The sequence below is a fragment of the Actinoplanes sp. NPDC048967 genome (genome assembly GCF_040649415.1).
GTDB lineage: Bacteria > Actinomycetota > Actinomycetes > Mycobacteriales > Micromonosporaceae > Actinoplanes.
In genome coordinates, this window is record NZ_JBEZFL010000001.1 from 1,158,421 (window position 1) to 1,183,362 (window position 24,942).

The 24,942-nt window shown below is 74.3% G+C and carries 19 protein-coding genes and 1 pseudogene; 9 read left to right on the plus strand and 11 right to left on the minus strand.

Annotation, left to right across the window (positions count from 1 at the left end; all coding sequences use genetic code 11):
• Positions 1-7: 7 nt before the first annotated feature.
• The 3 genes from AB0C12_RS05370 to AB0C12_RS05380 form a co-directional block, all read right to left on the minus strand.
• Positions 8-406, minus strand: coding sequence for a DUF5994 family protein (locus AB0C12_RS05370; RefSeq protein ID WP_360544397.1), 399 nt, complete (start codon positions 404-406; stop codon positions 8-10).
• A 141-nt stretch (positions 407-547) separates the two neighbouring features.
• Entirely contained in the window at positions 548-958 is a 411-nt protein-coding gene (locus AB0C12_RS05375; protein ID WP_360544399.1) for a hypothetical protein, read from the minus strand.
• Positions 959-1,054: 96 nt separating this feature from the next.
• Positions 1,055-2,206, minus strand: a complete 1,152-nt coding sequence (locus AB0C12_RS05380; RefSeq protein WP_360544401.1) for a CaiB/BaiF CoA-transferase family protein — start codon at positions 2,204-2,206, stop codon at positions 1,055-1,057.
• A gap of 59 nt (positions 2,207-2,265) precedes the next feature.
• On the opposite strand from AB0C12_RS05380, the pseudogene AB0C12_RS05385 reads away from it, so the two are divergent.
• Positions 2,266-2,949: pseudogene (locus tag AB0C12_RS05385) on the plus strand (acetoacetate decarboxylase family protein); the annotation flags it as partial.
• Between the two features lie 5 nt (positions 2,950-2,954).
• Here AB0C12_RS05385 and AB0C12_RS05390 read toward each other — a convergent pair.
• From AB0C12_RS05390 to AB0C12_RS05405, 4 genes are all read right to left on the minus strand, one after another.
• Complete coding sequence (locus AB0C12_RS05390; RefSeq protein ID WP_360544403.1) at positions 2,955-4,415, minus strand: NAD(P)/FAD-dependent oxidoreductase; 1,461 nt, start codon at positions 4,413-4,415, stop codon at positions 2,955-2,957.
• Positions 4,416-6,611, minus strand: a complete 2,196-nt coding sequence (locus tag AB0C12_RS05395) for an AMP-binding protein (protein ID WP_360544405.1) — start codon at positions 6,609-6,611, stop codon at positions 4,416-4,418.
• Between the two features lie 42 nt (positions 6,612-6,653).
• Positions 6,654-7,280, minus strand: coding sequence for a helix-turn-helix domain-containing protein (locus tag AB0C12_RS05400; protein WP_360544407.1), 627 nt, complete (start codon positions 7,278-7,280; stop codon positions 6,654-6,656).
• A 757-nt stretch (positions 7,281-8,037) separates the two neighbouring features.
• Positions 8,038-9,714, minus strand: a complete 1,677-nt coding sequence (locus AB0C12_RS05405) for a GMC family oxidoreductase (protein WP_360544409.1) — start codon at positions 9,712-9,714, stop codon at positions 8,038-8,040.
• Positions 9,715-9,764: 50 nt separating this feature from the next.
• Here AB0C12_RS05405 and AB0C12_RS05410 point away from each other — a divergent pair, with 50 nt between their 5' ends.
• Genes AB0C12_RS05410 through AB0C12_RS05425 form a run of 4 tightly spaced genes read left to right on the plus strand, consistent with a single transcriptional unit; the run spans position 9,765 to position 15,238 of the window.
• Positions 9,765-10,736: an alpha/beta fold hydrolase gene (locus AB0C12_RS05410; RefSeq protein ID WP_360544411.1), complete on the plus strand. Its 972-nt coding sequence runs from the start codon at positions 9,765-9,767 to the stop codon at positions 10,734-10,736.
• 17 nt (positions 10,737-10,753) lie between these two features.
• Positions 10,754-11,917 carry an acyl-CoA dehydrogenase family protein gene (locus tag AB0C12_RS05415; protein WP_360544413.1) on the plus strand — a complete coding sequence of 388 codons (1,164 nt, stop codon included), beginning with the start codon at positions 10,754-10,756 and terminating at the stop codon, positions 11,915-11,917.
• A complete protein-coding gene (locus AB0C12_RS05420) occupies positions 11,907-13,130 on the plus strand; it encodes an acetyl-CoA C-acetyltransferase (protein ID WP_360544415.1) in 1,224 nt (407 codons plus the stop codon). The genes AB0C12_RS05415 and AB0C12_RS05420 overlap by 11 nt, the downstream gene beginning before the upstream one ends.
• Complete coding sequence (locus AB0C12_RS05425) at positions 13,127-15,238, plus strand: 3-hydroxyacyl-CoA dehydrogenase NAD-binding domain-containing protein (RefSeq protein WP_360544417.1); 2,112 nt, start codon at positions 13,127-13,129, stop codon at positions 15,236-15,238. The genes AB0C12_RS05420 and AB0C12_RS05425 overlap by 4 nt, the downstream gene beginning before the upstream one ends.
• 21 nt (positions 15,239-15,259) lie before the next feature.
• On the opposite strand, the gene AB0C12_RS05430 is transcribed toward AB0C12_RS05425, so the two are convergent.
• Together AB0C12_RS05430 and AB0C12_RS05435 are read right to left on the minus strand one after the other, a co-directional pair.
• Complete coding sequence (locus tag AB0C12_RS05430) at positions 15,260-15,880, minus strand: pentapeptide repeat-containing protein (RefSeq protein ID WP_360544419.1); 621 nt, start codon at positions 15,878-15,880, stop codon at positions 15,260-15,262.
• A 37-nt stretch (positions 15,881-15,917) separates the two neighbouring features.
• Positions 15,918-17,648 carry a serine/threonine-protein kinase gene (locus AB0C12_RS05435; protein ID WP_360544421.1) on the minus strand — a complete coding sequence of 577 codons (1,731 nt, stop codon included), beginning with the start codon at positions 17,646-17,648 and terminating at the stop codon, positions 15,918-15,920.
• A gap of 203 nt (positions 17,649-17,851) precedes the next feature.
• Here AB0C12_RS05435 and AB0C12_RS05440 point away from each other — a divergent pair, with 203 nt between their 5' ends.
• The 4 genes from AB0C12_RS05440 (at position 17,852) to AB0C12_RS05455 (ending at position 21,764) form a co-directional block, all read left to right on the plus strand.
• The gene (locus AB0C12_RS05440) at positions 17,852-18,826 is read left to right on the plus strand and encodes a class I SAM-dependent methyltransferase (RefSeq protein ID WP_360544423.1); all 975 of its coding nucleotides are present in this window, start codon (positions 17,852-17,854) and stop codon (positions 18,824-18,826) included.
• Positions 18,827-18,862: 36 nt separating this feature from the next.
• Positions 18,863-19,954: a glutamate--cysteine ligase gene (locus AB0C12_RS05445; RefSeq protein WP_360544425.1), complete on the plus strand. Its 1,092-nt coding sequence runs from the start codon at positions 18,863-18,865 to the stop codon at positions 19,952-19,954.
• Between the two features lie 118 nt (positions 19,955-20,072).
• Positions 20,073-21,464, plus strand: a complete 1,392-nt coding sequence (locus AB0C12_RS05450; protein ID WP_360544427.1) for a hypothetical protein — start codon at positions 20,073-20,075, stop codon at positions 21,462-21,464.
• 69 nt (positions 21,465-21,533) lie between these two features.
• Positions 21,534-21,764, plus strand: a complete 231-nt coding sequence (locus AB0C12_RS05455; protein WP_360544429.1) for a hypothetical protein — start codon at positions 21,534-21,536, stop codon at positions 21,762-21,764.
• A 1-nt stretch (position 21,765) separates the two neighbouring features.
• On the opposite strand, the gene selB is transcribed toward AB0C12_RS05455, so the two are convergent.
• Both selB and selA read right to left on the minus strand, forming a co-directional pair.
• Positions 21,766-23,517 carry a selenocysteine-specific translation elongation factor gene (gene selB / locus AB0C12_RS05460; protein ID WP_360544431.1) on the minus strand — a complete coding sequence of 584 codons (1,752 nt, stop codon included), beginning with the start codon at positions 23,515-23,517 and terminating at the stop codon, positions 21,766-21,768.
• Positions 23,517-24,887 (minus strand): L-seryl-tRNA(Sec) selenium transferase, encoded by a 1,371-nt coding sequence (gene selA / locus AB0C12_RS05465; RefSeq protein ID WP_360544433.1) that lies wholly within the window; start codon positions 24,885-24,887, stop codon positions 23,517-23,519. Before selA ends, selB begins: the two co-directional genes overlap by 1 nt.
• Positions 24,888-24,942: the final 55 nt, after the last annotated feature.

Below are 24,942 nucleotides of genomic sequence, written 5' to 3' on the forward strand. Positions count from 1 at the left end.
CGCCGCGTCAGTCGTGCGGCAGCGCGGCGATCCGGCTCTCCGGCACGTCCCAGTCCGCCTCGAGGTCGCCGGCCCAGGGCACGACCCGTACCGCGATCGAGCCACCGCCCGCGCAGCTCGCGGTCAGCAGGCCGGTGGACTGACCCGAGAAGTAGCCCACAGTGACCGTGCGGCCGGCCACGTCGACGTCGTGCGGGCGGCGACTCCAGCCGGCCGCGCTGAGCCGGAGCCGGACGATCGGGCCGTACCGCTCGTCCAGGGCCTGGACCAGGCCGGGCAGTTCGGCGGCCGGGTCGGTGCCGCGGGGCCACCAGCAGCCCTGCACCACCGGGCGCGGGCCTGCGGTCGGTTCGAGCCACAGCCGGGGCGCGGTGGTGGGAGTGCGGGTGTCGGTCGAGCGTGCCATCGGACTTCCTGTCATCGATGAGCGTCGTCGGGCACGGGTCCAGACCAGAATTGGCGGTAACGGCAGGGACGAGGTCCACCGAGGCCGGTGAAGGGGAAACACCCCGAACACTACGCCCGCGGCGCCAACCCGCGGTGACGCCTACGCCGCCAGGGTGCGCTCGGCGACGATCGCCGCGATGCACTCGTAGGCGTCGGGATGCCCTGACCTGGCCGGGTCGACACAGGCCAGCGAGGCCGCGCGCTGCTCGTCGAAGGCCGGCCCGGTCAGCCCGGCGGGGTCGCCGGACGCGGCGAACGGGAACGGCCGGCTGCCCGCGGGCGCCGAGACGTCCCGCGGCCTGCCGTGTGGTCGCGCTCCGCCGCGCCCGGGACCGCCCGGCAGCAACGTCGCCGCTTCCTCGTCGATGCCGCCGTCGCCGGTCACCAGGGACAGCTGGGTCTCCTCGCTGTCCGGCTGCAACGGCCAGCACCGGCTGCGGACGATGAGTCGGCCCGCGCTGCGCTCGCGGTGGGGCAACTCCGTGCCGTCGTAGGTATCGAAGGTCTTCATCACGGCCTCCCTGCGGGACAGCGGCCGAGGTCTGGAGCCGTCTTCCACGGTACGCCGGATCCGGCCGGGCGAACCCGCCAAGATGTGCCGAAATCGTCAGGGTGCCGACCGGACAGCGCCGCCGTCGAGCCAGCCGTCAGCGTCTCCGAGGTCCCAGTCGGCGAGGATCTCGCGGGTGTGCGCACCGGGCCGCGCCGGGGTGCCGACCGGGCCGGGCGGTGTCGCGGAGAAGCGGGGCGCCGCCGCGGGCTGGACCACGCCGCCGGGGCGTTCGAAGGTGCCGCGGCTCGCCAGGTGCGGATGCGCAGCGGCCTCGGCCAGCGACAGCACCGGCGCCACACACGCCTCGGTGCCCTCGAAGATCCGCGCCCATTCCTGCTGGGTGCGGGTGGCGAAGGCGGCGGCGATCCGGGCGCGCAGCTCCGGCCAGCGGGCGCGGTCGTACTGCGCGGGCAGGTCGTCGCCGGGAGCGAGCAGGCGGATGAACTCGGCGTAGAACTGCGGCTCCAGCGCGCCGACGGCCAGGTGGCGACCGTCCGCGGCCGGGTAGACGTCGTAGAACGGCGCGCCGGTGTCGATCAGGTTCACGCCGCGCTCGTCGCGCCACTGGCCGGCCGCGCTGAGGCCGTACAGCAGGGTTGTGAGATGGGCCGCGCCGTCGGTGATCGCCGCATCCACCACCTGGCCGTGGCCGGTGCGCGCGGCCTCGCGCAGCGCGGCCAGCAGGCCGACGACCAGGTAGAGCGAGCCACCGGCGAAGTCGCCCAGCAGGTTGACCGGCACCTGTGGCGGGCCGCCGGCCCGGCCGATCGCGTGCAGCGCGCCGGTGACCGCCAGATAGGTGATGTCGTGCCCGGCGCTGGTGGCGAGCGGCCCGCCCTGGCCCCAGCCGGTCATCCGGGCGTAGACCAGCCGCGGGTTGCGGGCCAGCGCCGCGTCCGGCCCGACCCCGAGCCGTTCGGCGACCCCGGGCCGGTAGCCCTCGACGACCGCGTCGGCCCGCTCGGCCAGGGCGAGCACCAGCTCCCGGCCGCGGTCCTGCTTGAGGTCCGCCGCGATCGACCGTTTACCCCGGGTCAGCAGGTCGAAGCGCGGATCCACCGACAGCGGCGAGCCCGGGCCGACGCGGTCCACCCGCACGACGTCGGCGCCGAGATCGGCCAGCAGCATCGCGGCGAACGGGCCCGGCCCGATGCCGGCCAGCTCGACCACCTTGAGACCGCGCAGCGGTCCCCGATCATCCGGCATGCGTACCTCCGAGCACTGGACTCCCCTACGATGAACCTCGTCGATCCCCCTCGACCGGGAGGCAGGCGATCATGTATCCACCCCAGCCGTGGGATCTGCGCGGTCAGCTCCATCTTTCGGTCTTCGCGGTGCCGCGGTCCGCGCTTGCGCCGCTTCCGGCGCCACTCGCGGCGGTCGTGCGGCCGATCCCGTTCGGCCGCCGCGCGCTCGTCGGCGCGGCCTGGGTGCGCTACGAGCCCGGCGGGACCCTGCACTACCGGGAGCTGCTGTCGGCCGTGCTGGTCCACGAGCGGTGGCGGCCCCGGGTCAGCATCACCGAGATCTGGGTGGACAGCGTCGAGTCCCGCGACGGCGGCCGGGCGCTGTGGGGCATCCCGAAGGATCTGGCCGAGCTCGAGCTGCGCGAGTCGCCGGGCGGCGACCTGGTCGCCGCGGCCGGCACCGGACCGGAGCCGGGTGCCCCGCGGGCCCCGATCGGCTCGGCCTCCGTGCGGCCCGGGCCGCGGCTGCCCGGCCGCTGGCCGACGCCGCTGTCGGTGGCCCAGGCTCTGGGCGACAGGGTCCTGCGCACTCCGGTACGGGGAAGCGCCGGGTTGCGCCTCGGCACGGCCACCTGGCGGTTGGCGGCGGGCGGGCCCCTGGGTCACCTCGCCGGGCGGCGTCCGCTGCTGACCCTGACGCTCACCGACTTCCGGCTGCGTTTCGGCGCCGCGGCTCCGGCACCGGCCGCTGTCTGGCCCTGACCGCATCAGGTCGGCCCGGCCCGGCCGACCACGCGGAAGTCACCGAGACGCAGACGGGCCGTACGGCGGCGGTACTCCCCCGCCATCCCGGGCCAGTTGGTGACGACCCGGCCGCTGGGTGTGCGGTACCAGCTGCTGCAGGCGGTCCAGACGCTGCCGGCCAGGCGGGACTGCAGCTCGGCGTCGTAGGCGGCGGCCACCTCCGGGCGTACGTCCAGGGGCTGCGCACCGGCGGCGAGGGCCCGGACGGCCTGCACGATGTAGCGGGCCTGGGCCTCGTGGAAGTAGACCACCGAGGTGTTGCCGGTGTTGGTGTTCGGCCCGTAGACCAGGAACATGTTGGGGAAGCCGGGCACGGCCATCCCCAGGTACGCGTGCGCGCCGTCCCGCCACACCTCGCCGAGCTCGGCGCCGCCGCGGCCGGTGACCCGCATCGGCGTGAGGAACTCGGTGGCCGCGAAGCCGGTGCCGTACACCAGCACGTCGCAGGGGTGCTCGAGCCCGTCGGTGGTACGGATCCCGGCCGGGGTCACCGACTCGATCGGCGTGGTCACCAGGTCGACGTCCGGGCGGGCCAGGGTGGGCAGCCAGGCGCTGGTGAACAGCACCCGCTTGCAGCCCATCGGCTCGTCCGGCGTGACTTGTGCCCGCAGCCGCGGGTCCCGGACCTGCCACCAGCGCTGGGTGCGTGAGGCTGTCCGCAGGAACGCGCCGGCGGCCCGGTTGCCGAGCACGGCCGCGCCGGTGAACACGGTCATCGCCCAGGTGCCGGCCCGCGGCGGTCGCATCAGCGCGGGCACCCGGCGGTACAAGGCCCGGCGCAGCGCGCTGTAGCGGCGGTCCGGCTTGGGCAGCGTCCACGGTGCACTGCGCTGGAAGACGATGACCCGGGCGGCCGTACCGGCGATCGCGGGAACGAGCTGGATGGCGCTGGCGCCGGTCCCGACGACCGCTACCCGCCGGCCGTCGATCCGCAGCGCGGGATCCCAGCGGGCGGTGTGCACCGCCGGCCCGCGGAACTGCCCGGCACCGGGCAGCAACGGAATGACGGGCCGGGACAACTGCCCGACCGCGGGTACGAGCACATCGGCGACAACCTCGGTGCCGTCCGCGATCGCCAGCCGCCAGCAGGAGCGCTGCTCGTCCCACTCGGCCCCGGTGACCTCGGCACCCAGCCGCAGGTGCGGGGTCAGGCCCAGCTCGGTGACGCACCGGTGCAGGTAGGCCAGGATCTCCGAGTGCGGCGGGAAGCGTCGCGACCAGTCCGGATTCGGGGCGAAGGAGAATGAGTAGAGCGGGGCGGGAACATCACAGGCGCAGCCCGGGTACGCGTTGTCCCGCCACACCCCGCCCAGCCGGTCGGCCTTCTCCAGCAGCACGAAGTCGTGGAAACCGGCTCTGCGCAACGCCGCGGCGGCGGCCACCCCACCGAAGCCGGCGCCGATGATCGCGATCCGGGGTGGCACTCACTTCTCCGCGTACAGGGCGTCGATGCGGTCGGCGTAGGCGCGCAGGACCGGGCGTCGCCGTACCTTCATGGTCGGGGTGACCAGGGCGCCACCCGGCGGCCAGGCCTCGGCCAGGATCTCGAAGGCCCGGACCTGCTCGGCCCGCGACAACGTCGCGTTGGCCGCCCGCATCCCGGCCGCGACCGCGGCCGCGGCGTCGTCGCCCGCCTCCGGATCCAGGACCAGCAGAGCCACCAGGTACGGCCGGGCGTCGCCCACGACCACAGCCTGCGCGACCTGCGGGCAGTGCGCCTTGATGGCCAGCTCGACCAGCGCCGGGGCGACGTTCTCACCGCCGGAGGTGATCAGCAGCTCCTTCTTGCGGTCGATGATGATCAGATAGCCGTCGCCATCCAGCACGGCGATGTCGCCGGTGGACAGCCACCCGTCGGCGTCGAGCACGGCGCCGGTGTCCTCCGGCCGGTCCCGGTAGCCGCGCATCATCATCGGGCCACGGACCAGCAGCTCGCCGTCGGCGGCCAGGCGGATCTCGACGCCGGGCAGCGGCAGCCCCACCGTGCCGGGCCGGATGGCGTCCGGCGGGTTCATCGTGGCCATGCCGGAGAGCTCGGACATGCCCCACGCCTCGCTGAGCGGTACGCCGAGCGCGTTGACGAACTCCACCACCCAGCGCGGCGCGGGCGCCGCGGCGGTGATGGCCAGCCGGACCTGATCGAGACCGAGCCGGGCCCGCACGGCGCTCAGCGCCCGCTCGTCGGCCATCCGGTACGCCGCAGCGAGTTCGGCCGGCACCTCGCCGGCCCGTGCGGCCTGGTGGTAGCGGTGGCCGATGTCGACCGCCGGAGCCAGCTCAGGCATGCTCCGGACCCCGGCGACCAGCCGTTGCCAGACCTGCGGCACGCCGCCGAACAGGGTCGGCCGCACGTCCCGCAGGGCGGCGAGGATCTCGCGCGGGTCGGCGAGCGTGGTGACCTCGGTGCCGGTCCAGGTGTGCAGGTAGTGGTTGGCCCAGCGGTCGGCTATGTGCGCGGACGGGAGGAAGGAGATGAGCCGGTCGCCGGCGCGCATACCGAGCAGGGGCGCGCTGGCGGTGGCCATGGCGACCATGCCGGCGTGGGTGATCTCCACACCTTTGGGGGCGCCGGTGGTGCCGGAGGTATAGACGAGGGTCAACAGGTCGTCGGGGCGGACCGCCTGCCAGGAGGCGTCGAGGTCGAAATCGGGCCGGCCGCGGGCGATGAGGTCGTCCAGCGTGAAGTCCGCGTCTTCGCCGTCGAGCACGATGACCTGGGGTGGCTTCTGCGGCTCCCGCGCCTGCTGCTCGGGGTCCTCCCCTTGGTGGTCAGTCTGCTCGCGCTGCTCGGCGTGCCCGGCCTGCTTCCGCTGTCCGGCCTGCCGTTCATGCCCGTGCTGGTCAGCCTGCCCATGCGGCTCGGCCTGCCCGCGGTACTCGGCGTGCCCCTCCTGCTGCGGCTCGGCCTGCCCGTCCTGCTCCCGCTCTCCGGCCTGCCGGTCATGCCCGTGCTGGTCAGCCTGCCCATGCGGCTCGGCCTGCCCGCGCTGCTCGGCGTGCCCCTCCTGCTGCGGCTCGGCCTGCCCGCGCTGCTCGGCCTGCCCCTCCTGCTGCGGCTCGGCCTGCCCGCGCTGCTCGGCCTGCCCGTCCTGCTCCCGCTCTCCGGCCTGCCGGTCGTGCCCGTGCTGGTCAGCCTGCCCACGCGGCTCGGCCTGCCCGCGGTGCTCGGCGTGCCGGTCGTGCTCGTGTTCTTCGGCGGCGTCCGGCGCCGGGATGTGGGCTGTGCTGCTGGCCAGCAGGCCGGCGAGGCGGCGCTCGGTGATCACGATCCGGGCGCCGGAGACGGTCAGCAGGTGATTGATCTGCTCCGGCGACGAACTGTGATAGCAGGAGAACGGGACCGCGCCGAGGTGCTGGGCGGCGGTGTCGACGAGGTGGAACTCGGGGCGGTTGGTGAGCAGCAGGGCGACGGTGTCACCGCGGCGGACACCCAGGGCCGCGAGCCCGGCGGCGATGGCGTGCACCTGGGTGGCGTACTCGGACCAGGTGTAGGAGGTGGTCCCGCCGACCGTCCGCAGGGCGACGGCGTCGGGCATGCGCCGCACGGTGGCCTGGAAAGCGGCACACATGGTGGTGGGAACGGGCGTGAAGGTGGCGGTGCCACCCGGGGTGGCCGTCATGGTGCCGAACGTTAGCAAGCTGTTGGCAGGTTGCCAATAGACTCAGCGGCCCGGCGTGACAACGGTCGGAATGACCTGCTCCACGATGGCCAGCAACGTCGTCGCCAGCAGCAGATGCACCTGGGCGCGGGTCAAGGCGTCCCGGTTGAGCCACTCCTTGGCAGTGGCGGTGGCCATGCCGACATAGGCCCGGATCATGCCGCGCAGTTCTTCCCGATGCTCGGCAACCTCGGCCAGACCGACCGCGATCAGCACATACTCGGCGGCGGTGTCCTCGGCCTCGGCCAGCACCCGCTCCACATCGACATCCCGACCGGTGCCGGCCGCGGTCGCGGCCGCGAGCCAAGAGGTGCTGTGCCGGGAGACGACGTCGAGGAACCAGGACACGCTGGCGTCGACCCGGGTGCGCAGATCGCCGGCGGGCAGGCCCTGCACCGCAACCTCGGGGATGGTCAGCATGACCCGGATGACCTCGAGATAAAGGTCCTTCTTGGTGCCGAAGTAATGATTGATCAAACCGCGCGCAACCCCGGCCGCGCGGGCGATGTCGGTGGTGGAAACCTCGGCGTAGGGACGCTCACCGAAAAGCCGGACCGCACAGGCGAGAATCTGCCCGCGGCGGACGTCCGGCTCCAGGCGTCTTCGGGTCTGCGCTGCGTCGACACTCACTGACCGACCTTATCCGCCGGATGCACGCGTTGCCGCAGGCACGGCGGCCGACCGCAGGCACGGCGGCCGACCGCCGGGCACTGGGCGTCACGGACCGCACTCCTCCTCGGCACGCCACGCCTGAGCCACGCCACGCCCGCTTGGCGGTGAGCGCCTCGGCCGGGGTGCACGCGGGATCCTCGGCCTTGGGAGACCGCGCCACGCCCATGCCACGCCCGGCCACACCACGCCGGCCACAACCGGCCAGCCGCCACGCCCGGCCACGCCACGCCCGGCCATGTCCGACCAGCCGCCACGCCACGCCCGGCTACGCCACGCCACGCCCGGCCACACCACGCCGGCCACAACCGGCCAGCCGCCACGCCCGGCCACGCCACGCCCGGCCATGTCCGACCAGCCGCCACGCCCGGCCATGTCCGACCAGCCGCCACGCCCGGCCACGCCCCGCCACGCCCAACCAGCCGCCACACCCCGCCACGCCACGCCCGGCCAGCCGCCACGCCGCGCACGCACGGCCACTCACGGCCACGCCCGGCCAGCCGCCACACCCCGCCACGCCAAGCCAAGCCTGACCACGCACGCCATGCGCACCGCCACGCCCCTCCATCGACACGGTGCCACGCCACGCCCGGCCACGGGCCGCCACGCCCCCACGATGAGCCGCCACGCCGGGCGAGGCGAGGCGGCACAAGGCCATACCCGGCAGCGCGATCAGCGCAGCCCCTCAACTCCCACGCCACCCACCCCACAACGGCACTCACCCCAAGCGCAGCGCCGCCGGAGCCGAAGCGGGAACAGCGGGATGCCGCGGCGCGACCGGAGCCACCCGCACATAAGGCGCCCCCACCGCCGGCCGCGGATCCGCCTCCCCCACGTTCGGCCACAGCGCCACCGCCCGTTCCGCCAGCGCCGTGATGGTCAGCGAGGGATTGACCCCCAGATTGGCCGCGACCACCGACCCGTCGATCACGTGCAGGCCCGGGTGTCCGTACAGGCGTTGGTAGGGATCGACCACCCCCGTCGCCGGGCCGGCGCCGATGGCGCAGCCGCCGATGAAGTGGCCGGTCACCGGCCGGCCGATCAGCTCGGTCACCGCACCCAGCGGCACCCCGTCGATCTTCTCGGCGACGCGGCGGGCGACGTCGTGCGCGGCCGGCACCCAGGCCGGGTTCGGCGAGCCGACGCCGGGCCGGGTGGTCAGCCGCCGCCGGCCGAGCGCCGACCGGGCGGTGTGCACAGTGACCGAGTTGTCCAGCGGCTGCATCGCCAGCAGTACGATCGTCTGCTGCGACCAGCGCCGGGGTACCGCGAGCAGCCGCAGGTCGCGCCAGCCGCGGGCGAGCTGGCGCAGGCCGGCCACCCAGCGCCGTCCCCCGCCGGTGTCGTCCACCAGCACGGTCGCGAGCAGCGCGAGCAGGTTGCTGCCGCGACCGTAGCGGACCGGTTCGACGTGGGTGACCGGGTCCGGGTGGATGGATGAGGTGATGGCGACGCCGCGGCTCACGTCGAGGTCGCGGCGGCGGGTGCGGGCGCCCAGGATGGACTCGGAGTTGGTGCGGCTCAGTTCGCCGAGCCGGGGTGAGATCGCGGGCAGCAGGCCACGGTCGCGCATTCGGTGCAGCAGGCGCTGGGTGCCGAGCGCGCCGGCGGCGAAGACCACCTGCGCCGCGGTGAAGCGGCGGGTGCGCCGGCGTGGGCTGCCGGTGGCGCGCGTGTCGATGTCGTACCCGCCGCCGGGCCGTGGCCGGACCGCGACCACCGTGGTCAGCGGGTGCACCACCGCGCCCGCCGCCTCGGCCAGGTGCAGGTAGTTCTTGACCACCGTGTTCTTCGCGCCGACCCGGCAGCCGGTCATGCAGGCGCCGCACGAGGTGCAGGTCCGGCGGGCCGGCCCGGCCCCGCCGAAGAACGGATCCGGCACGGCGGCGCCGGGCCGCTCACCGAAGAGCACCCCCACGGGGGTACGCCGGTACGTGTGCCCGACGCCGAGATCCTCGGCAACGGCTCGCAGCGTGACGTCGGCGAACGTCTCGACGGGGTTGGTGACCACGCCGAGCATCCGCTTCGCCTGGTCGTAGTAGGGCGCGAGCTCAGCCTTCCAGTCGGTGACCGACGCCCACTGCGGATCGCCGAAGAACGCGTCGGGCGGCTCGTAGAGCGTGTTGGCGTACCCCAGCGAACCGCCACCGACCCCGGCGCCGGACATGACCAGCACGTCGCGGAGCAGGGTCAGCCGCAGAATGCCGTAGCAGCCGAGCGCGGGGGCGTAGACGTAGTCCCGCAGCCGCCAGGAAGTCCTGGCGAACTGCTCGTCGGTGAAACGCCGGCCGGCTTCGAGGACGCCGACCCGATAGCCCTTCTCGGTCAGCCGCAGCGCGGTGACAGCCCCACCGAAGCCGGAGCCGATGATCAGGACGTCGTAGTCGTACGCCATGAGTTACCGTGGCACCGTTATTGTCGGGCTGTCAATAAGAGGTGCGGGTGATGCTGGCTCATGAGCGTCGCGGCAGCGGGCCCCCGCTGGTCCTGATCCACGGGTTGGGCAGCCGGCGCCAGGTCTGGGAACCGCTGATCGCGGAGCTGGCCCGCCATCGCGAAGTGATCGCCATCGACCTTCCGGGCTTCGGCGAATCCCCACTCTGGCCGCCACCCACCGACCCGCGCCCACCCCACAGGGCCGGAACGCCCGGCCGCGCAACGTCCGGTCTCACGACGACGGACCCGGCAACGCCCGACCCTGCGACAGTCAGCCCTCCGACGCCCAGCCCCGCAACGCGCGCCTTCACCGACAACCCGGCAGCGGACGACGGCCCCGTGGGCTTCGAAGCCGTACGCGTTCCCGGGTCGGTCGGGCACCTCGCCGACCTGGTCGCCGCGTTCCTCGACGAGCTCGGCCTCGACCGGCCCGAGCTGGCCGGCAGCTCCCTCGGCGGCGGCATCGCCCTGGAACTCGGCCGGCGCGGCCGGGCGTCGGCCGTCACCGCGTTCGCCCCCGTCGGATTCTGGGGTCCCGCCGGCCGCCGCTGGTGCCAGGCCGTGGTCGGCGGCGCCCGCGTCCTGAGCACCGCCCTCGCGCCCGCCCTCCCCCGCATCTTCGCCACCCGGGCCGGCCGCGTCGCCCTCTGCGGAATCTTCCACGGCCACCCGAGCCGGCTGTCGCCCGAGGACTGCCTCGGCTCGGCGCGGGCCCTGTCGCACGCGCTGGGCTTCGCCGCCGCGCGACGCGCCTTCGGCGTCTGGCGACTGCCGGTCGGCGCCGACCCCGGGGCCCTCACCGGCATTCCGGTCACGGTCGCCTGGGGTACGCGTGACCTGGTCCTGCCGCACCATCGCCAGGCCGCCCGGGCCCGCGAAGAGCTGCCCGCCGCCCGGCACGTCCTGCTGCCCGGCTGCGGGCACCTGCCGTTCGCCGACGACCCGGCCCGCTGCGCCGAGCTATTGACAGTGCGCCAATAACTGGCCAGGGTGGAGTCATGGGAGCCTCACCGTGGCGCGAGCCGGAACACGACGAGCTCGCTGAGCTGGTCCGGGCCTTCTTCGCCAAGGAGGTCCGGCCGCACGCCGACCGGGTGCTCGCCCAGGGCCACCCCGACCGCGAGCACTACCGCAAGGCCGGTGACCTGGGTCTGCTCGGCCTCTCGGTGCCGGTCGAGTACGGCGGCGGAGGCGGCAACTTCACCCACGAGGCGGTGCTGCTCGACGAGCAGATGCGCTCGGGCGACAGCAGTCTCGGGCTGGCTGTCCACAGCGGCATCGTCACCGGCTACCTGGTCGCCTACGGCACCGAGGAGCAGAAGCAGCGCTGGCTGCCCGGCCTCTGCGCGGGCACCCTGGTCGGCGCGATCGCCATGACGGAACCGGACGGCGGCTCGGACCTGCAAGCCATGCGCACCCGGGCCATCCGCGACGGCGACGACTACGTGATCACCGGTGCCAAGACCTTCATCAGCAACGGCGGCCTGGCCGACATCGTCATCCTGGCCGCCAAGACCGACCCGTCGCAGCGCGCCGCCGGCGTCTCCCTCCTGGTCTGTGAGGTGCACGAGCGCGACGAGTCAGGGCCGGACCGGGCCGGCTTCCGGCGGGGCCGGCTGCTCTCCAAGATCGGCCTCAAGGGCAACGACACCGCCGAGCTGTTCTTCGACGACTTCCGGGTCCCGGCCACCAACCTCCTCGGCGGCACCGAAGGTCTCGGCTTCGCCCAGCTCATGGGCCAGCTCCCCCAGGAGCGCCTGGTCATCGGCATCGGCGCGGTCGCCGCCATGGAACGCGCGATCGACCTCACCGTCGCCTACGTCAAGGAGCGCACCGCTTTCGGCAAGCCGCTCATCGGGCATCAGAACACCCGCATGGTCCTCGCCGAGTGCGCCACCCGTACCCGGGTCAGCCGGGTTTTTCTCGACGACTGCATCGCCCAGCATGTCCGCGGTGAACTTGATGTCGCCACCGCCGCGATGGCCAAGTACTGGCTCACCGACGGGCAGTGTGAGGTGGTGGACCGGTGCCTGCAGCTGTTCGGCGGCTACGGCTACACGACCGAATACCCGATCGCCCAGATGTACGCCGACGCCCGCGCCCAGAAGATCTACGGCGGGACCAACGAGATCATGAAGGAGCTGATCGCTCGTGCGCTCTGACGGTCAGGCGTACGTCTTCGACGCGGTGCGGACGCCGCGGGGCAAGGGGCGGGCCACCGGTTCGCTGCACGGCGTCAAGCCGATCTCGTTGACCGTCGGGCTCATCGGCGCCTTGCGGGAACGGCTGCCCGGCCTCGACACCGACCGGCTCGACGACCTCGTCATGGGCATCGTCACGCCGATCGGTGAGCAGGGCGGTGACCTGCCCCGGGCGGCGGCGTTGCTGGCGGGTCTGCCCGACCACGTCGGCGGGGTCCAGCTCAACCGCTTCTGCGCCTCGGGGCTGGAGGCCGTCAACATCGCCGCGGCGAAGGTCCGGTCGGGGTGGGACCAGCTGCTGCTGGCCGGTGGCGTCGAGTCGATGTCGCGGGTGCCGATGGGCTCCGACGGCGGCGCCTGGGCGATGGACCCGGAGACCGCACTGGCCACCTCCTTCGTGCCGCAGGGCGTCAGCGCCGACCTCATCGCCACCCTGGAGGGCTTCAGCCGGGACGACGTGGACGCGTACGCGCTGCGGTCGCAGGAGCGGGCGGCCAAGGCGTGGGCCGGAGGGCACTTCACCCGCTCGGTTGTGCCGGTGCGGGACCGTACCGGTGGGGTGATCCTCGCCGCGGACGAGCATCTGCGGCCCGACACGACCCGGGAAGGTCTCGCCGCGCTCAGCCCGTCCTTCGCCGGTGTCGGCGCGGCGGGCGGCTTCGACGCGGTGGCGTTGCAGAAGTTCCACTGGCTGGAGGAGATCGACCATGTGCACCACGCCGGGAACTCCTCCGGGATCGTGGACGGTGCGGCGCTGGTGCTGATCGGCTCCGACACCGTCGGGCGGGAGCTCGGGCTGACGCCGCGCGGGCGGATCGTCGCCGCGGCGGTCAGCGGGGCCGATCCGACGCTGATGCTCACCGGGCCGATCCCGGCCACCCGCAAGGCGCTGGCCACCGCCGGGCTCGGCGTCGAGGACATCGACCTCTTCGAGATCAACGAGGCGTTCGCGGCGGTGGTGCTCACGTACATCCGCGAGCTGGGGCTGGATCCCGAGCAGGTGAACGTGAACGGCGGTGCGATCGCGCTGGGACATCCGCTCGGGGCCACCGGCGCCATGCTGCTCGGCACCGCGCTGGACGAGCTGGAACGCCGGGACCGGCACCGCGCCCTGGTCACCCTGTGCATCGGCGGCGGCATGGGCGTCGCCACGATCATCGAGAGGTGCTCATGACCGGCACCATCCGCTACGACCGTGATCCCGGCGGCGTCGTCACGCTGACGCTGGACGACCCGGACCAGTCGGCCAACACCATGAACCGGGCCTACGCGGCCTCGATGACCGCGGCGGTCGACCGGCTCGAGGCCGAGCGCGACGAGATCACCGGGGTCATCGTCACCAGCGCCAAGCGGACCTTCTTCGCCGGCGGGGACCTGCCCGAGATGATCAAGGCGACCCCGGCCGACGCGCCGGCGCTGACCGCGCTGCTCACCACGATCAAGGCGGACCTGCGCCGGCTGGAGCAACTCGGCCGCCCGGTGGTGGCGGCGATCAACGGCTCCGCGCTGGGTGGCGGGCTGGAGATGGCACTGGCCTGCCATCACCGGATCGCGCTGGACGCGCCCGGCTCGCGGATCGGCTTCCCGGAGGTCACCCTCGGACTGCTGCCGGGTGCGGGCGGCGTGACCCGGACCGTACGGATGCTGGGGCTGGCCGACGCCCTGACCACCATCCTGCTGACCGGGCGGCAGTTGCGCCCCGCCGCCGCCCGGGCCGCCGGTCTGGTGGACGACGTCGTGGACACCGCCGAGGAGATGCTGGCCCGGGCGCGGGCCTGGATCGCCGCGCACCCCGACGCGGCCCAGCCCTGGGACCGGCCCGGCTACCGGATCCCCGGCGGTGGCCGTGAGCTGGCCGCACAGCTGCCGGCGTACCCGGCGAATCTGCGCAAGCAGCTGAAGGGCCGCCGGCCGGCGCCCGAGGCGATCCTGGCCGCCGCGGTCGAGGGCACCCAGGTGGACCTGGACACCGCGCTGACGGTGGAGACCCGCCACCTGGTCTCGCTGCTGACCGGGCAGATCGCCAAGAACATGATCGGGGCGTTCTTCTTCGACCTGAAGGCGGTCAACGACGGTGCGAGCCGGCCCGCGGTCGAGGTCGCGCCGGTGACCCGGGTGGCGGTGCTGGGTGCGGGCATGATGGGCGCCGGGATCGCGTACGCGTGCGCCCGCGCCGGCCTGCCCGTCGTCCTCAAGGACGTCACCGAGGAGGCCGCGCGGCGGGGTCGCGCGCACGCCGAGAAGCTGCTCGGCCGCGAGGTGGGTAAGGGCCGGCTGGACGCGGAGCGGGCCGCCGCCGTGCTGGCCCGGATCACCGCCACGGTCGACGTGGCCGCGCTGGCCGGCTGTGACGCCGTCATCGAGGCCGTCTTCGAGGACCCCGCCCTCAAGCACGCGGTCTTCGCCGAGGTCGAACCGGTGCTGGCGCCGGACGCGCTGCTCGCCTCGAACACCTCCACGCTGCCGATCACCGGCCTGGCCGACGGGGTGAGGCGCCCGGCGGACTTCATCGGCATGCACTTCTTCTCCCCGGTGGACCGGATGCCACTGCTGGAGATCGTGGTCGGGCAGCAGACCGGCGACGCCGCCCTGGCCCGGGCCTTCGATCTGGGCCGGCGCATCGGCAAGACGCCGATCGTGGTCAACGACGGCCGGGGCTTCTTCACCAGCCGGGTCATCGGGCGCTTCCTGGACGAGGCGATCAGCATGCTGGCCGAGGGCGTTCCGGCGCCGTCGATCGAGCAGGCGGCGCTGCAGGCGGGCTATCCGACCGGACCGCTGGCGCTGGCCGACGAGGTGTCGCTGACGCTGATCCGGCGCATCCGGCGCCAGTTCGAGGCGGCCGCGGACGGGAACTTCCCGGTGCTGCCGGCGCACGCCGTGGTCGACCGGATGCTGGACGAGCACGACCGTCCCGGACGGGCCGCGGGCCGCGGCTTCTACGACTACGACAACGGCAGCCGGGGCAAGCTGTGGCGCGGCCTCGCCCGCCTGACCACCGCTGAGGGCCGGGCCGTCCCGCTGATCGACCTGCAGGAACGAATGATGTTCGCCGAGTCGCTGGACGCGTTGCGCTGCCGCGACGAGGGCGTGCTGCGCTCGGCGATCGACGGTGACATCGGCTCGCTGCTCGGCATCGGCTTCCCGGCCTGGACCGGTGGGGTGCTGCGCTACGTCCAGCAGTACGCGGGCGGGCCGGCGGGTTTCGCCGCGCGCGCCACCGAACTGGCCAAAACCTACGGCGATCGGTTCACCCCTCCCCCGGCACTGACCGACCGCTGACCCCGCCGGCCAGGGACGGCATCAGGCCGGGCGGACGTCGAGGCCCAGTGCCATCGCGACGACCACCGCCTGGTCCACCGTGATGATCGCGTGGCGGATCTCGGTCGTCGCCGGATCCAGCGCGGACAGGTCGGTGCCGCGCAGGTCGGCGCGGGTGAGATCGGCGCCGCGCAGCGAGGCGCCGGACAGGTCGACGCCGCGGAAGGTCGCGCCCTGGCAGCGGGCCCCGGTCAGGTCGGCCTCACGCATCCGGACCCCGGTGAAGGTGGCCGTGCCCAGGGTCGCCCGGGGCAGTCCGACGAAGGACCAGTCGCCGTCCTCGACCGTCATGATGTCGTACGTGCAGCGGTCGAACATGCTGCCCACGAGCTTGCACCGGGTGAACGTGGCGTCGAAGAACGAGCAGTTGGTGAAGGTGCAGTTGACGAACGCGACGTCGGTCTGGACCGAGCAGTTGAACCGCACGTCGCGGAAGGTGCACTCCTGGAACTCGACGGCCTGCAGCGTCGTCTCGCACAGGTCGAGGTCGACGAAGGCGACGCGCTCGTGTCTCTTCTCGTCGCCGACGCCCTCGTCCCACTCCTGGGTGCGCACGACGCTGTGCGTCCCGGGTGCCGCGGTGCCGTTCCTGCGTTCAGCCATGCCGGAGACCCTAGAAGGCACCCCCGACAATTCCGCGTCACCAGGTGAACTCGCGGCCCTCCGCGCGGCCGCCCGGCAGCAGGAACCGGCCGGTGTACTCCCAGGACTCCACCACCACGTAGCGGCGGCCGCGCGGCGCCTTCAGGTCGACCGGCCCGCAGGTGTGTTCCGGCGCGAAGTCCGTGAACATCATCGCCTTGCAGGTGTAGGGCCCCGCGGCCACCTCGCCCGTGGCCACGTCCCGGACCGACAGCGAGATGTCGGCCTGGACACCCGGTCCCGCCTGCATGTGACCGACCACCCTGATCGCTCCGCCGACGGCGTGGCACGGCTGGGCCAGCACCGGGTGGCCGATGTCCCAGTCCAGTTCGTCGCCGCACTGCCACGGCCCGAAGGTGGCCTCCGCCTGTGCCCCGCCGGGTCCCGCGGACGCCCCGACCGCCGCCGGGCCCGCGGACACGCCGATCGAGGCGCCGGCCCGTCGGCCCCGCGACGCCGGAGCCGGAACTTCGGCCGTACCGGTCGGCTGCGCCCCGCCGCCGCCCGGCACGCTGCCGCCGTACGCCGGGTTCTGAGAGGTCTGGACCCCCGGTGGCGCCGGCTGCGCCGCGAAACTCGGCCCGGCACCCAGGCCTTTCTCGGGCGCCGCGCCGGCGCTGGTGCGCGCCGCAGCGGTGTCGCTGGACTTCCAGACCGTGTAGCCGCCGACGCCCGAGACCGCCAGGGCCCCGGCGACCAGGGCGACGATCGCCGCCGAACGGCCCCACACCCAGCTGCGGGGGCGGTTCGGCGGGCGGCGGCGCGGAGTGGCGTCCCGGCGCGGTGGGGTCGCGCGTACGGCCGGACTGGGCAGCGGCGGCTCGGGGGCTTCCAGGGGTGCGGGCAGGGCGGGCTCGCGGGCGGTGATCCGGGCCAGGTCCCGCAGGATCGGGGCCAGTTCGTCGCCGGCCGGACGGCGGTCCGGGTCCTTGTCGAGGCAGGACTCGATCACCGCCCAGGCCGGGTCGGACACGCCGGGCGGGCGCGCCACCACGTCGTCCAGGTGGTGGCGGAGCACGGCGAGCGGCTCACCCGTGTACGGCGTGTGCCCGGTGAGCAGTTCGTAGAGGACCACGCCGACCGCGTACACGTCGGCGGCCGGGCCCGCGTCGGCCCCGCTGATCACCTCGGGGGCCATGTAGTGCGGCGTACCGATGATCGCGTGCGGGGTGGTGAGGCCGGCCGCGTCGACGACCCGGGCGATGCCGAAGTCGGTGAGCCGCGCGTCGGCGCGGCCGTCCACGATCTGGAGCAGGATGTTGTCCGGCTTCACGTCGCGGTGCACGACCCCGAGGGTGTGCGCCTCGGCCAGCGCCGCCGCCACCTGGGCCAGCAACCGGGCCGCCTCGGCGGGGGCCAGGGTGCCGGCGGAGCGGAGCCGCTCGCGCAGACTGCCGCCGGCGACGAAGTCCATCACCAGGCCGAGCGACTCGCCCGCGCTGAACAGGTCACGGACGCCGACGATGTGCTCGTGGCGCACCATCATCAGGATCGTGCGCTCCTGCACGAAGCGGGTGACCAGTTTCGGCTGGCGCAACAGGCCCTCGTGCAGCAGCTTGACCGCGACCTGTTCGCCGGAGGTCCGCTCGATGCCGCGCCATACCGTGCCGGTCGCGCCCTGGCCGACGGGGCAGATCAGGATGTACGAGTTGCCGACGCACCGGCCACTGAGGTCGACGGTGGCGGGCTCGTCCAGGCCCGCTCCGTTCGCGGTGGAGTCTGGCTGCACGTGTCGTGGTGTCCTTCCCCGGGGCTGCTTCGCTGGCGACGACGATCGTGGTGGTCGATGCCCGGGGCGGCAATGGCACAGTGCCCGAACTGTCGTAGAGAGTCAGGTCATCGCACCTGCCGTCACCATTGCCCGGGATGCTCGTTGGGCCGGCGCACGATTTCGGTACGAATGACCCGGCCGTCGCGGGGCAATCGCCCGCCATGACCATGACCGACACGACGGCTGCCGTGGCGACCAGGGACGTCGCCGCCGACCACGCACTACGGCAACTCGGAACCCTCCTCAAGGACAGCGGCCACAGCTTCACCACCGTCACGCCGGCCACCCATCAGCGGGTCAACGACCGCCCGGGGAACGCCCGGGCCCGGAACGCGCGGGACGTGTTCGGGTGGAGCCGTCCGTTCGGCCCCGGCGTGCTGCCCGACGAGCTGGTCGAGCTGATGGACGCGGCCGGTGTGCTGGACCGCGACGGTGACACCTGGCGCAGCTCGGTCCGCTTCTCCTCGTACGACGGGGAGCTGTTCGTGCACTCGGCCTTCCCGACCACCGCGGCCGACTCGGTCTTCTTCGGCCCGGACACCTACCGGATGGCCGACGCCGCGGCGGCCCACGTCGTGGCCCGCGAGCGGCCCGTCCGCCGCGCGGTGGACATCGGTTGCGGCACCGGAGCCGGGGCGATCACCGTCGCCAAGCGCGCGCCGGAGGCCGAGGTCCTGGCGGTCGACATCAACGACGCGGCGTTGCGCTTCGCCCGGGTCAACACCGGACTGGCCGGGACCCCCGGGGTACGGCCGTGCCGCAGTGACCTGCTCGACGACGTCGACGGCGACTTCGACCTGATCGTCTCGAACCCGCCGTTCATGATCGATCCGGCCGGCCGGGCCTACCGCGACGGTGGCGGCGAGCACGGGCACGACCTGTCCCTGGCGATCATCGACGCGGCGGCCAAACGGCTCAGGCCCGGCGGTTCCCTGGTGCTGTTCAGTGGGACCGGCATCGTGGACGGGCAGGACCCGTTCGAGGCGGCCGCCGCCGATCATCTGGCCGGCACGGACCTGACCTGGTCCTATCGTGAGGTGGACCCGGATGTCTACGGCGAGGAGCTGGACGGGCCGGCGTACGCGCACGCGGAGCGCCTCGCCGTCGTCGTCCTCACCGCCGTGCGCCCGGGCTGATCCGCGAGTGCCGACCCTCGGAACGGTGGTTCCCTGATGCCCATGACCCTGGGTGTGGAAGAAGAGTTCCTGCTGCTGGACCCGGTCACCGGGGAGAACTCCCCGGCGGCCGAGAAGGTGCTGGCCGGGCTCGGCGACGACGCCCGCGCGCAGAGCCGGCTGGAGGTGCGGCACAGCATGGTGGAGATGGTCACCGGCGTCTGCACCGAGCTGGCCGAGGTACGCGCGCAGCTGGTCGGGCTGCGCCGGGCCGCCGCCGAGTCGGCCGCCGCCACGGGCGCCGCGCTGGCCGCGATCGGGGCCACACCGATCACCGACCCGCAGCGCACGGTGACCGACAACCCGCGGTTCCAGGCGATCGGCCGGCACTACGGCCCGATCGCCCACGACCCCGCGGTGTGCGGCTGCCACGTGCACGTCGGGGTGCCGGACCGGGAACTGGCCATCCAGGTGGGCAACCACCTGCGGGTGTGGCTGCCCGTGGTCCAGGCCCTGACGGTGAACTCACCGCTGTTCGAGGGCGCCGACACCGGGCATGCGAGCTGGCGTTCGATCCAGCTGGAACGGTGGCCCAGCCTGGGACCGTCGCCGCTGCTGGCGTCGGGCGAGGAGTACGACCGTACGGTCCGGACCATGGTCGCCTCCGGCGTGATGCTCGACGAGAGCATGGTGCTCTGGTACGCCCGCCCGTCCGCGGCCTGGCCCACGGTGGAGGTACGCGTCGGCGACACCTGCCTGACCGTCGACGACACTGTCCTGGTCGCCGGCCTGGTCCGGGCCCTGGTCGCCACCGCCGTCGAGCAGATCACGGCGGGCGTACCGGCGCCCGGCGTCCCGGACCACCTCGTCCGGGCCGCGCACTGGAACGCCGCCCACGCCGGCGTCGGGAGCACCCTGCTGGACCCGGTCCGCGGCACCGCTCGGCCGGCCTGGGAACTGGTCGAGGACCTCGTCGGCACCGTCACGCCGGCCCTGGAGAGTCACGGCGACCTGGCCGAGGTCCGCGCCGGACTACAGCGGTTGCGCCGCGAGGGCACCGGCGCCGAACGACAGCGCCGCATCCTGCGCCGCACCGGCGACATCCGGGCGGTCCTGACCGAGGTCTCCCGGCTCACCGTGGACGGCTGACCCGGTCGGTCCGGCGATTGGCGCGGGGCGGCCGAATGATCCGGGGCGACCAGGGTATCCGGCCGCGTGCGCCGGCAGTTCCCGTCGTGCCGCCGCCCCTACCCGAAGGAGCCTCGCCGTGACGGAGTCCCCGGCGAAACCCACTCTGGCCGCCGCTCACACCGTCGCCCCGGACGGGCCCGAGCGGCCGTTGCTGGAGGCGGTCTCGCGGGCCTTGCGGCAGCGTGGCTGCGAGGACCTGGACCGGGTGCCGGTGCTGGGCCGGCGGGGTGGCCTGCCGGCGGAGCTGCGCGGGCCCGCGCTGGCGTTCGAGGACTGCGCCGAGGCCGTACCGCCGGAGCTGGTGGACCGGGTGGACGCCGGTGCGGTGGCTTCGTGGATCATCGGGCACTATCCGGCCGGGCCGTACCCGGCGGTGGTCCTCGGGTCGGCGCACGGGGGTGCGGCGCATCTGGCCGCGGCCCTGGGCGCGCCCTGGTTGCCGACCGGCTTCACCCTCACCGTGCCGTGGCCGGGCGGCGACGTCGGTGACTGGACCGGGGCGATGGAGTGGGGTGCCAAGCTCGCCGATCTGATGCTGGCGGCCGATCCGGACGTGACCGTACGCCAGGTGCACGACCCGATCGGGCGGGGCCGGCTGTGCGGTTCGACAGTGACGTTGCACGTGCGCTGGCGACGGCTGCCCACGGCGTACCGGGATTTCCTGGGGTCCGGTCCGGAGCCCGGGGGCACCGCCCTGCTGCTGCGGGACACCCGGACCTGGCCGGTGCTGGAGCTGACCGACCGGCACAGTTTCCAGCTCGGCCGGCCGGCGGGCGGGATGCGGCACGAGGACCAGACGCTGGACAACCCGTCGTTCCGGCGGCTGATGGAGAGTGTCGGCGGCGACCGGTGGTCGACGCCGTATCTGGACACCCCGCCGCGGTACGCCGAGACCGCCGGTGAGCCGGAGTTCGACCGTGACCTGCGGCGGCTGTCGGCGACCCTGGACCGGCCGGTGCACCGGGTGCTCTATCCCGGGCCGGAGGTGCTCAGCGCCTGCGTGGCTGATCTGTACCGGTCCTGGCTGCGGGCTGCCGGACGCGGCGGGGACGAGTGCGTGGTGGAGACGGGACGGCTGATCGATCCGTGGCGGGTGCTGCGGTCGGGGCTGGTGCCGTACTGGTGCGAGTCGTCGGCCCGGACCGCCGTCGACGGCGCCGAATGGTGGCTGGCCGGCAGTGGCCCGTTCGCCGCGGTGACCATCCTGCCCGAGCCGCCGGGGACCGTCTGCGATGTCCATGCCGCGGCCGCGCAGTGGCGGGCCGTCGCCCACTTCGGGGAGCACCGGACGCACTTCAACCGCCAGGCGCTGGGCCGGTATCCGTTGCTGCCGTTGCCGACCAGCCACGCCTCGCAAGTGCTGCGGGCCCGGCACGCGGCCGCCGGGGTCCCGGGCCGGCTGCCGCTGGGCCTGGCCATGTCGGCCCTGCGCCACTCCGGCTCGCGGCTCGGCCTGCTGGTGGTCTGATCCCGGTCCGCCCCGGTGACCTTTGTCCGGCCCGGGTTTGACCCGGTCACCGGCGGGAACGCCGAGGGCATGACCGATCACGTTACCGACCGCGGCGCCACCGACGAGCCCGACGGAACGCCGGCCCACGCGGCCTCGATGCGCCCGCCCGGCGAGAACATCACCGGCGGGCCGGACGACGGCGTCGACTTCGGGTCGGACGACGACCCGGAGGCGGACGCGAACGACGCCGAGGTGCGGCGCGCGGGCTACGACGTCGACGCCGTCTCGGGCGACACAGCGGCCGTCCGGCCCGAGTAGCTCAGCCGGGCTCGACGACCCGGCGGTCGTCCGGCAGGTGCCGGGTGACGCCGGTGGTGTCGAACAGCTCCAGCAGCGGAACGGCGACCCGGCGGCTCGTGTCCAGAGCCCGCCGGGCCTCGCTGACCGTGAACGGGCCGGGCAGCCCGGCCAGCACCTGCGCCGCCCGCCGCGGCGCGTCGGCCCGCAGGATGACATTGTCGGCCAGCTGCACCACCAGACCCGCGCGGACGGCCGCGCCGAGCTGCCGGGTGCCGAGCCCGAGCTCGCTCAACCGGTACGCGTCCGGCGCCGCGAACGGCCGGTCGCCCAACCCGTCGAAGGCCCGCTCCACCGCCGTGACCAGCTCGGCCGGCACGTCGGCGGCACCGGCGGAGACCCGTCCGCGCCGGGTGACCAGCGGCGGCCGCACGAGCGCCTCGACCAGGACCCGGTCCGGCAGGCCGAGCCGGTGCCGCAGGGCCTCGACGGGGGCACCGGGCTCCAGCGGATGCTCGGCAGCGTGCCGGGCCACCTCCCGCACCAGCTGCTCCCCCAGCCGGGCCCAGTGCGCCGGGTCGGCCAGCCAGTCGCCGGCGACCGGGTCCCCGGGGTCGCCGACGCCCATCCGGAGCAGGTCGGCCCGGCGTACCAGGAGACGACGGTGCAGCTCACCGGCCAGGTCGGGCCCGGACATGGTCGCCAGCTGGGCGGCCCGGGTCGCGGCCGCGCCGCGCCGGGACAGGCCCGGAGGTACGACGTCGAGCACGGTCACTCCCCCCGCCACGTGGTGCCGGCCGGGATCGCGCAGCAGAGCCCGGTCCCCGATCCGCAGCGGCAGCGGCGTGTGCAGCCGCAGCCGGGCGGTGTCCGCGCCCAGCGGACGGACCCGGGCGGACACGGCGGCGGAACCGGTGTGCAGGGTGACGGTGGCGGGCAGGTCGGCCACGGGATCGCCGTGCACGCGGACGTCGATCAGGTCGGTGAGCCGGAACCGGCCGGGGGTGAGCAGCGCCTGACCGCGGCCGATGGTGTCCTTGTCGACGCCGCGCAGGTTGATCGCCACCCGCGCGACCGCACCGACCCGAACGGCTGCGGCACCGAGGCTCTGCAGCCCGCGGACCCGGACCGGCCGGTGGGCGCCGGTCAGCTCCAGCTCGTCGCCGACGCGCAGCTCCCCGGCGCCGAGCGTGCCGGTGACGACGGTGCCGGCGCCCTTGACGGTGAACGAGCGGTCGATCCACAGCCGTACGGCGGCCGCCGGGTCGGGTGCGGGCAGCCGGGCGACGAGCCGGTCCAGCGCGGCCCGCAACTCGTCGAGCCCGGCGCCGGTGACACCGCTGACCGCCACGGCCTCGACGGTGCCGAGCGACGTCCCGGCGATCTCGGCGCGGGCGTGCTCGATCGCGGGTGCAGGATCGGCGAGGTCGCTGCGGGTGACGACGAGCAGGCCGTGCCGTACGTCGAGGGCGTCGAGCGCGGCCAGATGCTCGGCCGACTGGGCCCGCCAGCCCTCGTCCGCGGCGACGACCAGGACGGCGGCCGGCACCGGGCCGACACCGGCGAGCATGTTGCCGACGAAGCGCTCATGGCCGGGCACGTCGACGAACGCGACCGTGGCGCCCGAGGGCAGCGAGGTCCAGGCGAACCCGAGGTCGATGGTCATGCCGCGGCGGCGTTCCTCGGCCCAGCGGTCGGGCTCCATCCCGGTGAGGGCGCGGACCAGGGTGGACTTGCCGTGGTCGACGTGCCCGGCGGTGGCGAGCACGTGCATCAGCGGCCCCCGGTGTCCCGGCGCGCTGCCTCGCCCGGCGTGCCGGCCGCGGCGGCCTTCTCCGGCGCGCGGGCGGCGGGTCCGAGCGCGGTCCGGATCGCCAGGGTCAGGTCGGGGTCGCGCTCCTCGGGGACGCAGCGCAGGTCCAGCAGGAGGCGTCCCCGTTCGACCCGGCCGACGACCGGGGTGGCACCGAGCCGCAGCGGTGCGGCGTACCGGTCGGGCAGTGACAGCGCCCACGACGGGAGCTCGAGCTCGGGCGCCCCACCGCCACCGACCACCGCGACCGATTCGACCAGCTCGACCCCGGCCAGCTGGTCCCGCACCCGCTCGGTGCGGGCCCGCAGCGTGCCGAGGTCGTAGCGCAGCGCCTGCCAGGTGGGGGTCGTCGGCCCGGTCAGCGTCGCTTGCAGAGCGGCGAGCGTGAGCTTGTCCACCCGCAGAGCCCGGGCGAGCGGGTGCCGGCGCAGCTGCTCGATCAGCCCGGCGGCGCCGAGCAGCAACCCGGCCTGTGGGCCGCCGAGCAGCTTGTCCCCGCTGGCGATCACCAGGTCCGCGCCCGCGCGCAGGGTGGTGGCGGCATCGGGCTCGTCCGGCAGCAGCGGATCCGGCGCGAGCAGCCCGGACCCGATGTCGGCGACGACCGGCACGCCGAGCCCGGTCAGCTCGCTGACGTCGACGGCCCTGGTGAAGCCGCGGACCACGAAGTTGGAGGGGTGCACTTTGAGGATGAAGCCGGTCCGCGGCCCGATCGCGGCGGCGTAGTCGGCGAGCGCGGTGCGGTTGGTGGTGCCGACCTCCCGCAGCCGCGCGCCGGTCGACTCGAGCAGGTCGGGCAGCCGGAAGCCGTCGCCGATCTCGACGAGCTCACCCCGGCTGACGACGATCTCCTGGCCGGCGGCGAGGGCGGTGGCGGTGAGCACGAGCGCGGCGGCGCCGTTGTTGACGACGTGCACCTCCCCGGCGGCGGGGACGGCCGCGGCCAGGGCGGCCAGCGCGGTGCGCCCGCGGCGGGCCCGGACGCCGGTGGCCAGGTCGAGCTCGACGTCGGTGTGCGCGCCGGCCGCGGCGACGGCGGCGAGCGCGGCCGGGGAGAGGGCGGCCCGGCCCAGGTTGGTGTGCAGGATGACGCCGGTGGCGTTGAGGACGGTCCGCAGGCCGCCGGCCGTTTCCGGAAGGGCGGCGAAGGCCGCGGCGGCCACGTCGGCGGGGTCGAGCTCACCGGCACGGACGCGCTGCTGGGCGGCGACGACGGCGGCTTTGACGGGCGCCCGGCCGAGCCGGGCGGCGGCGTCGACGAGCCGGGGGTCGGCCAGGACCGCATCGGTACGCGGGACGCGCCTGCGCCGGTCAACCGTGGCCTCAGCCACCCGAGCCTCCTCCGTCACCTGCCGCTGATCCACCGTACTGCGGGCAGCGCTGCCC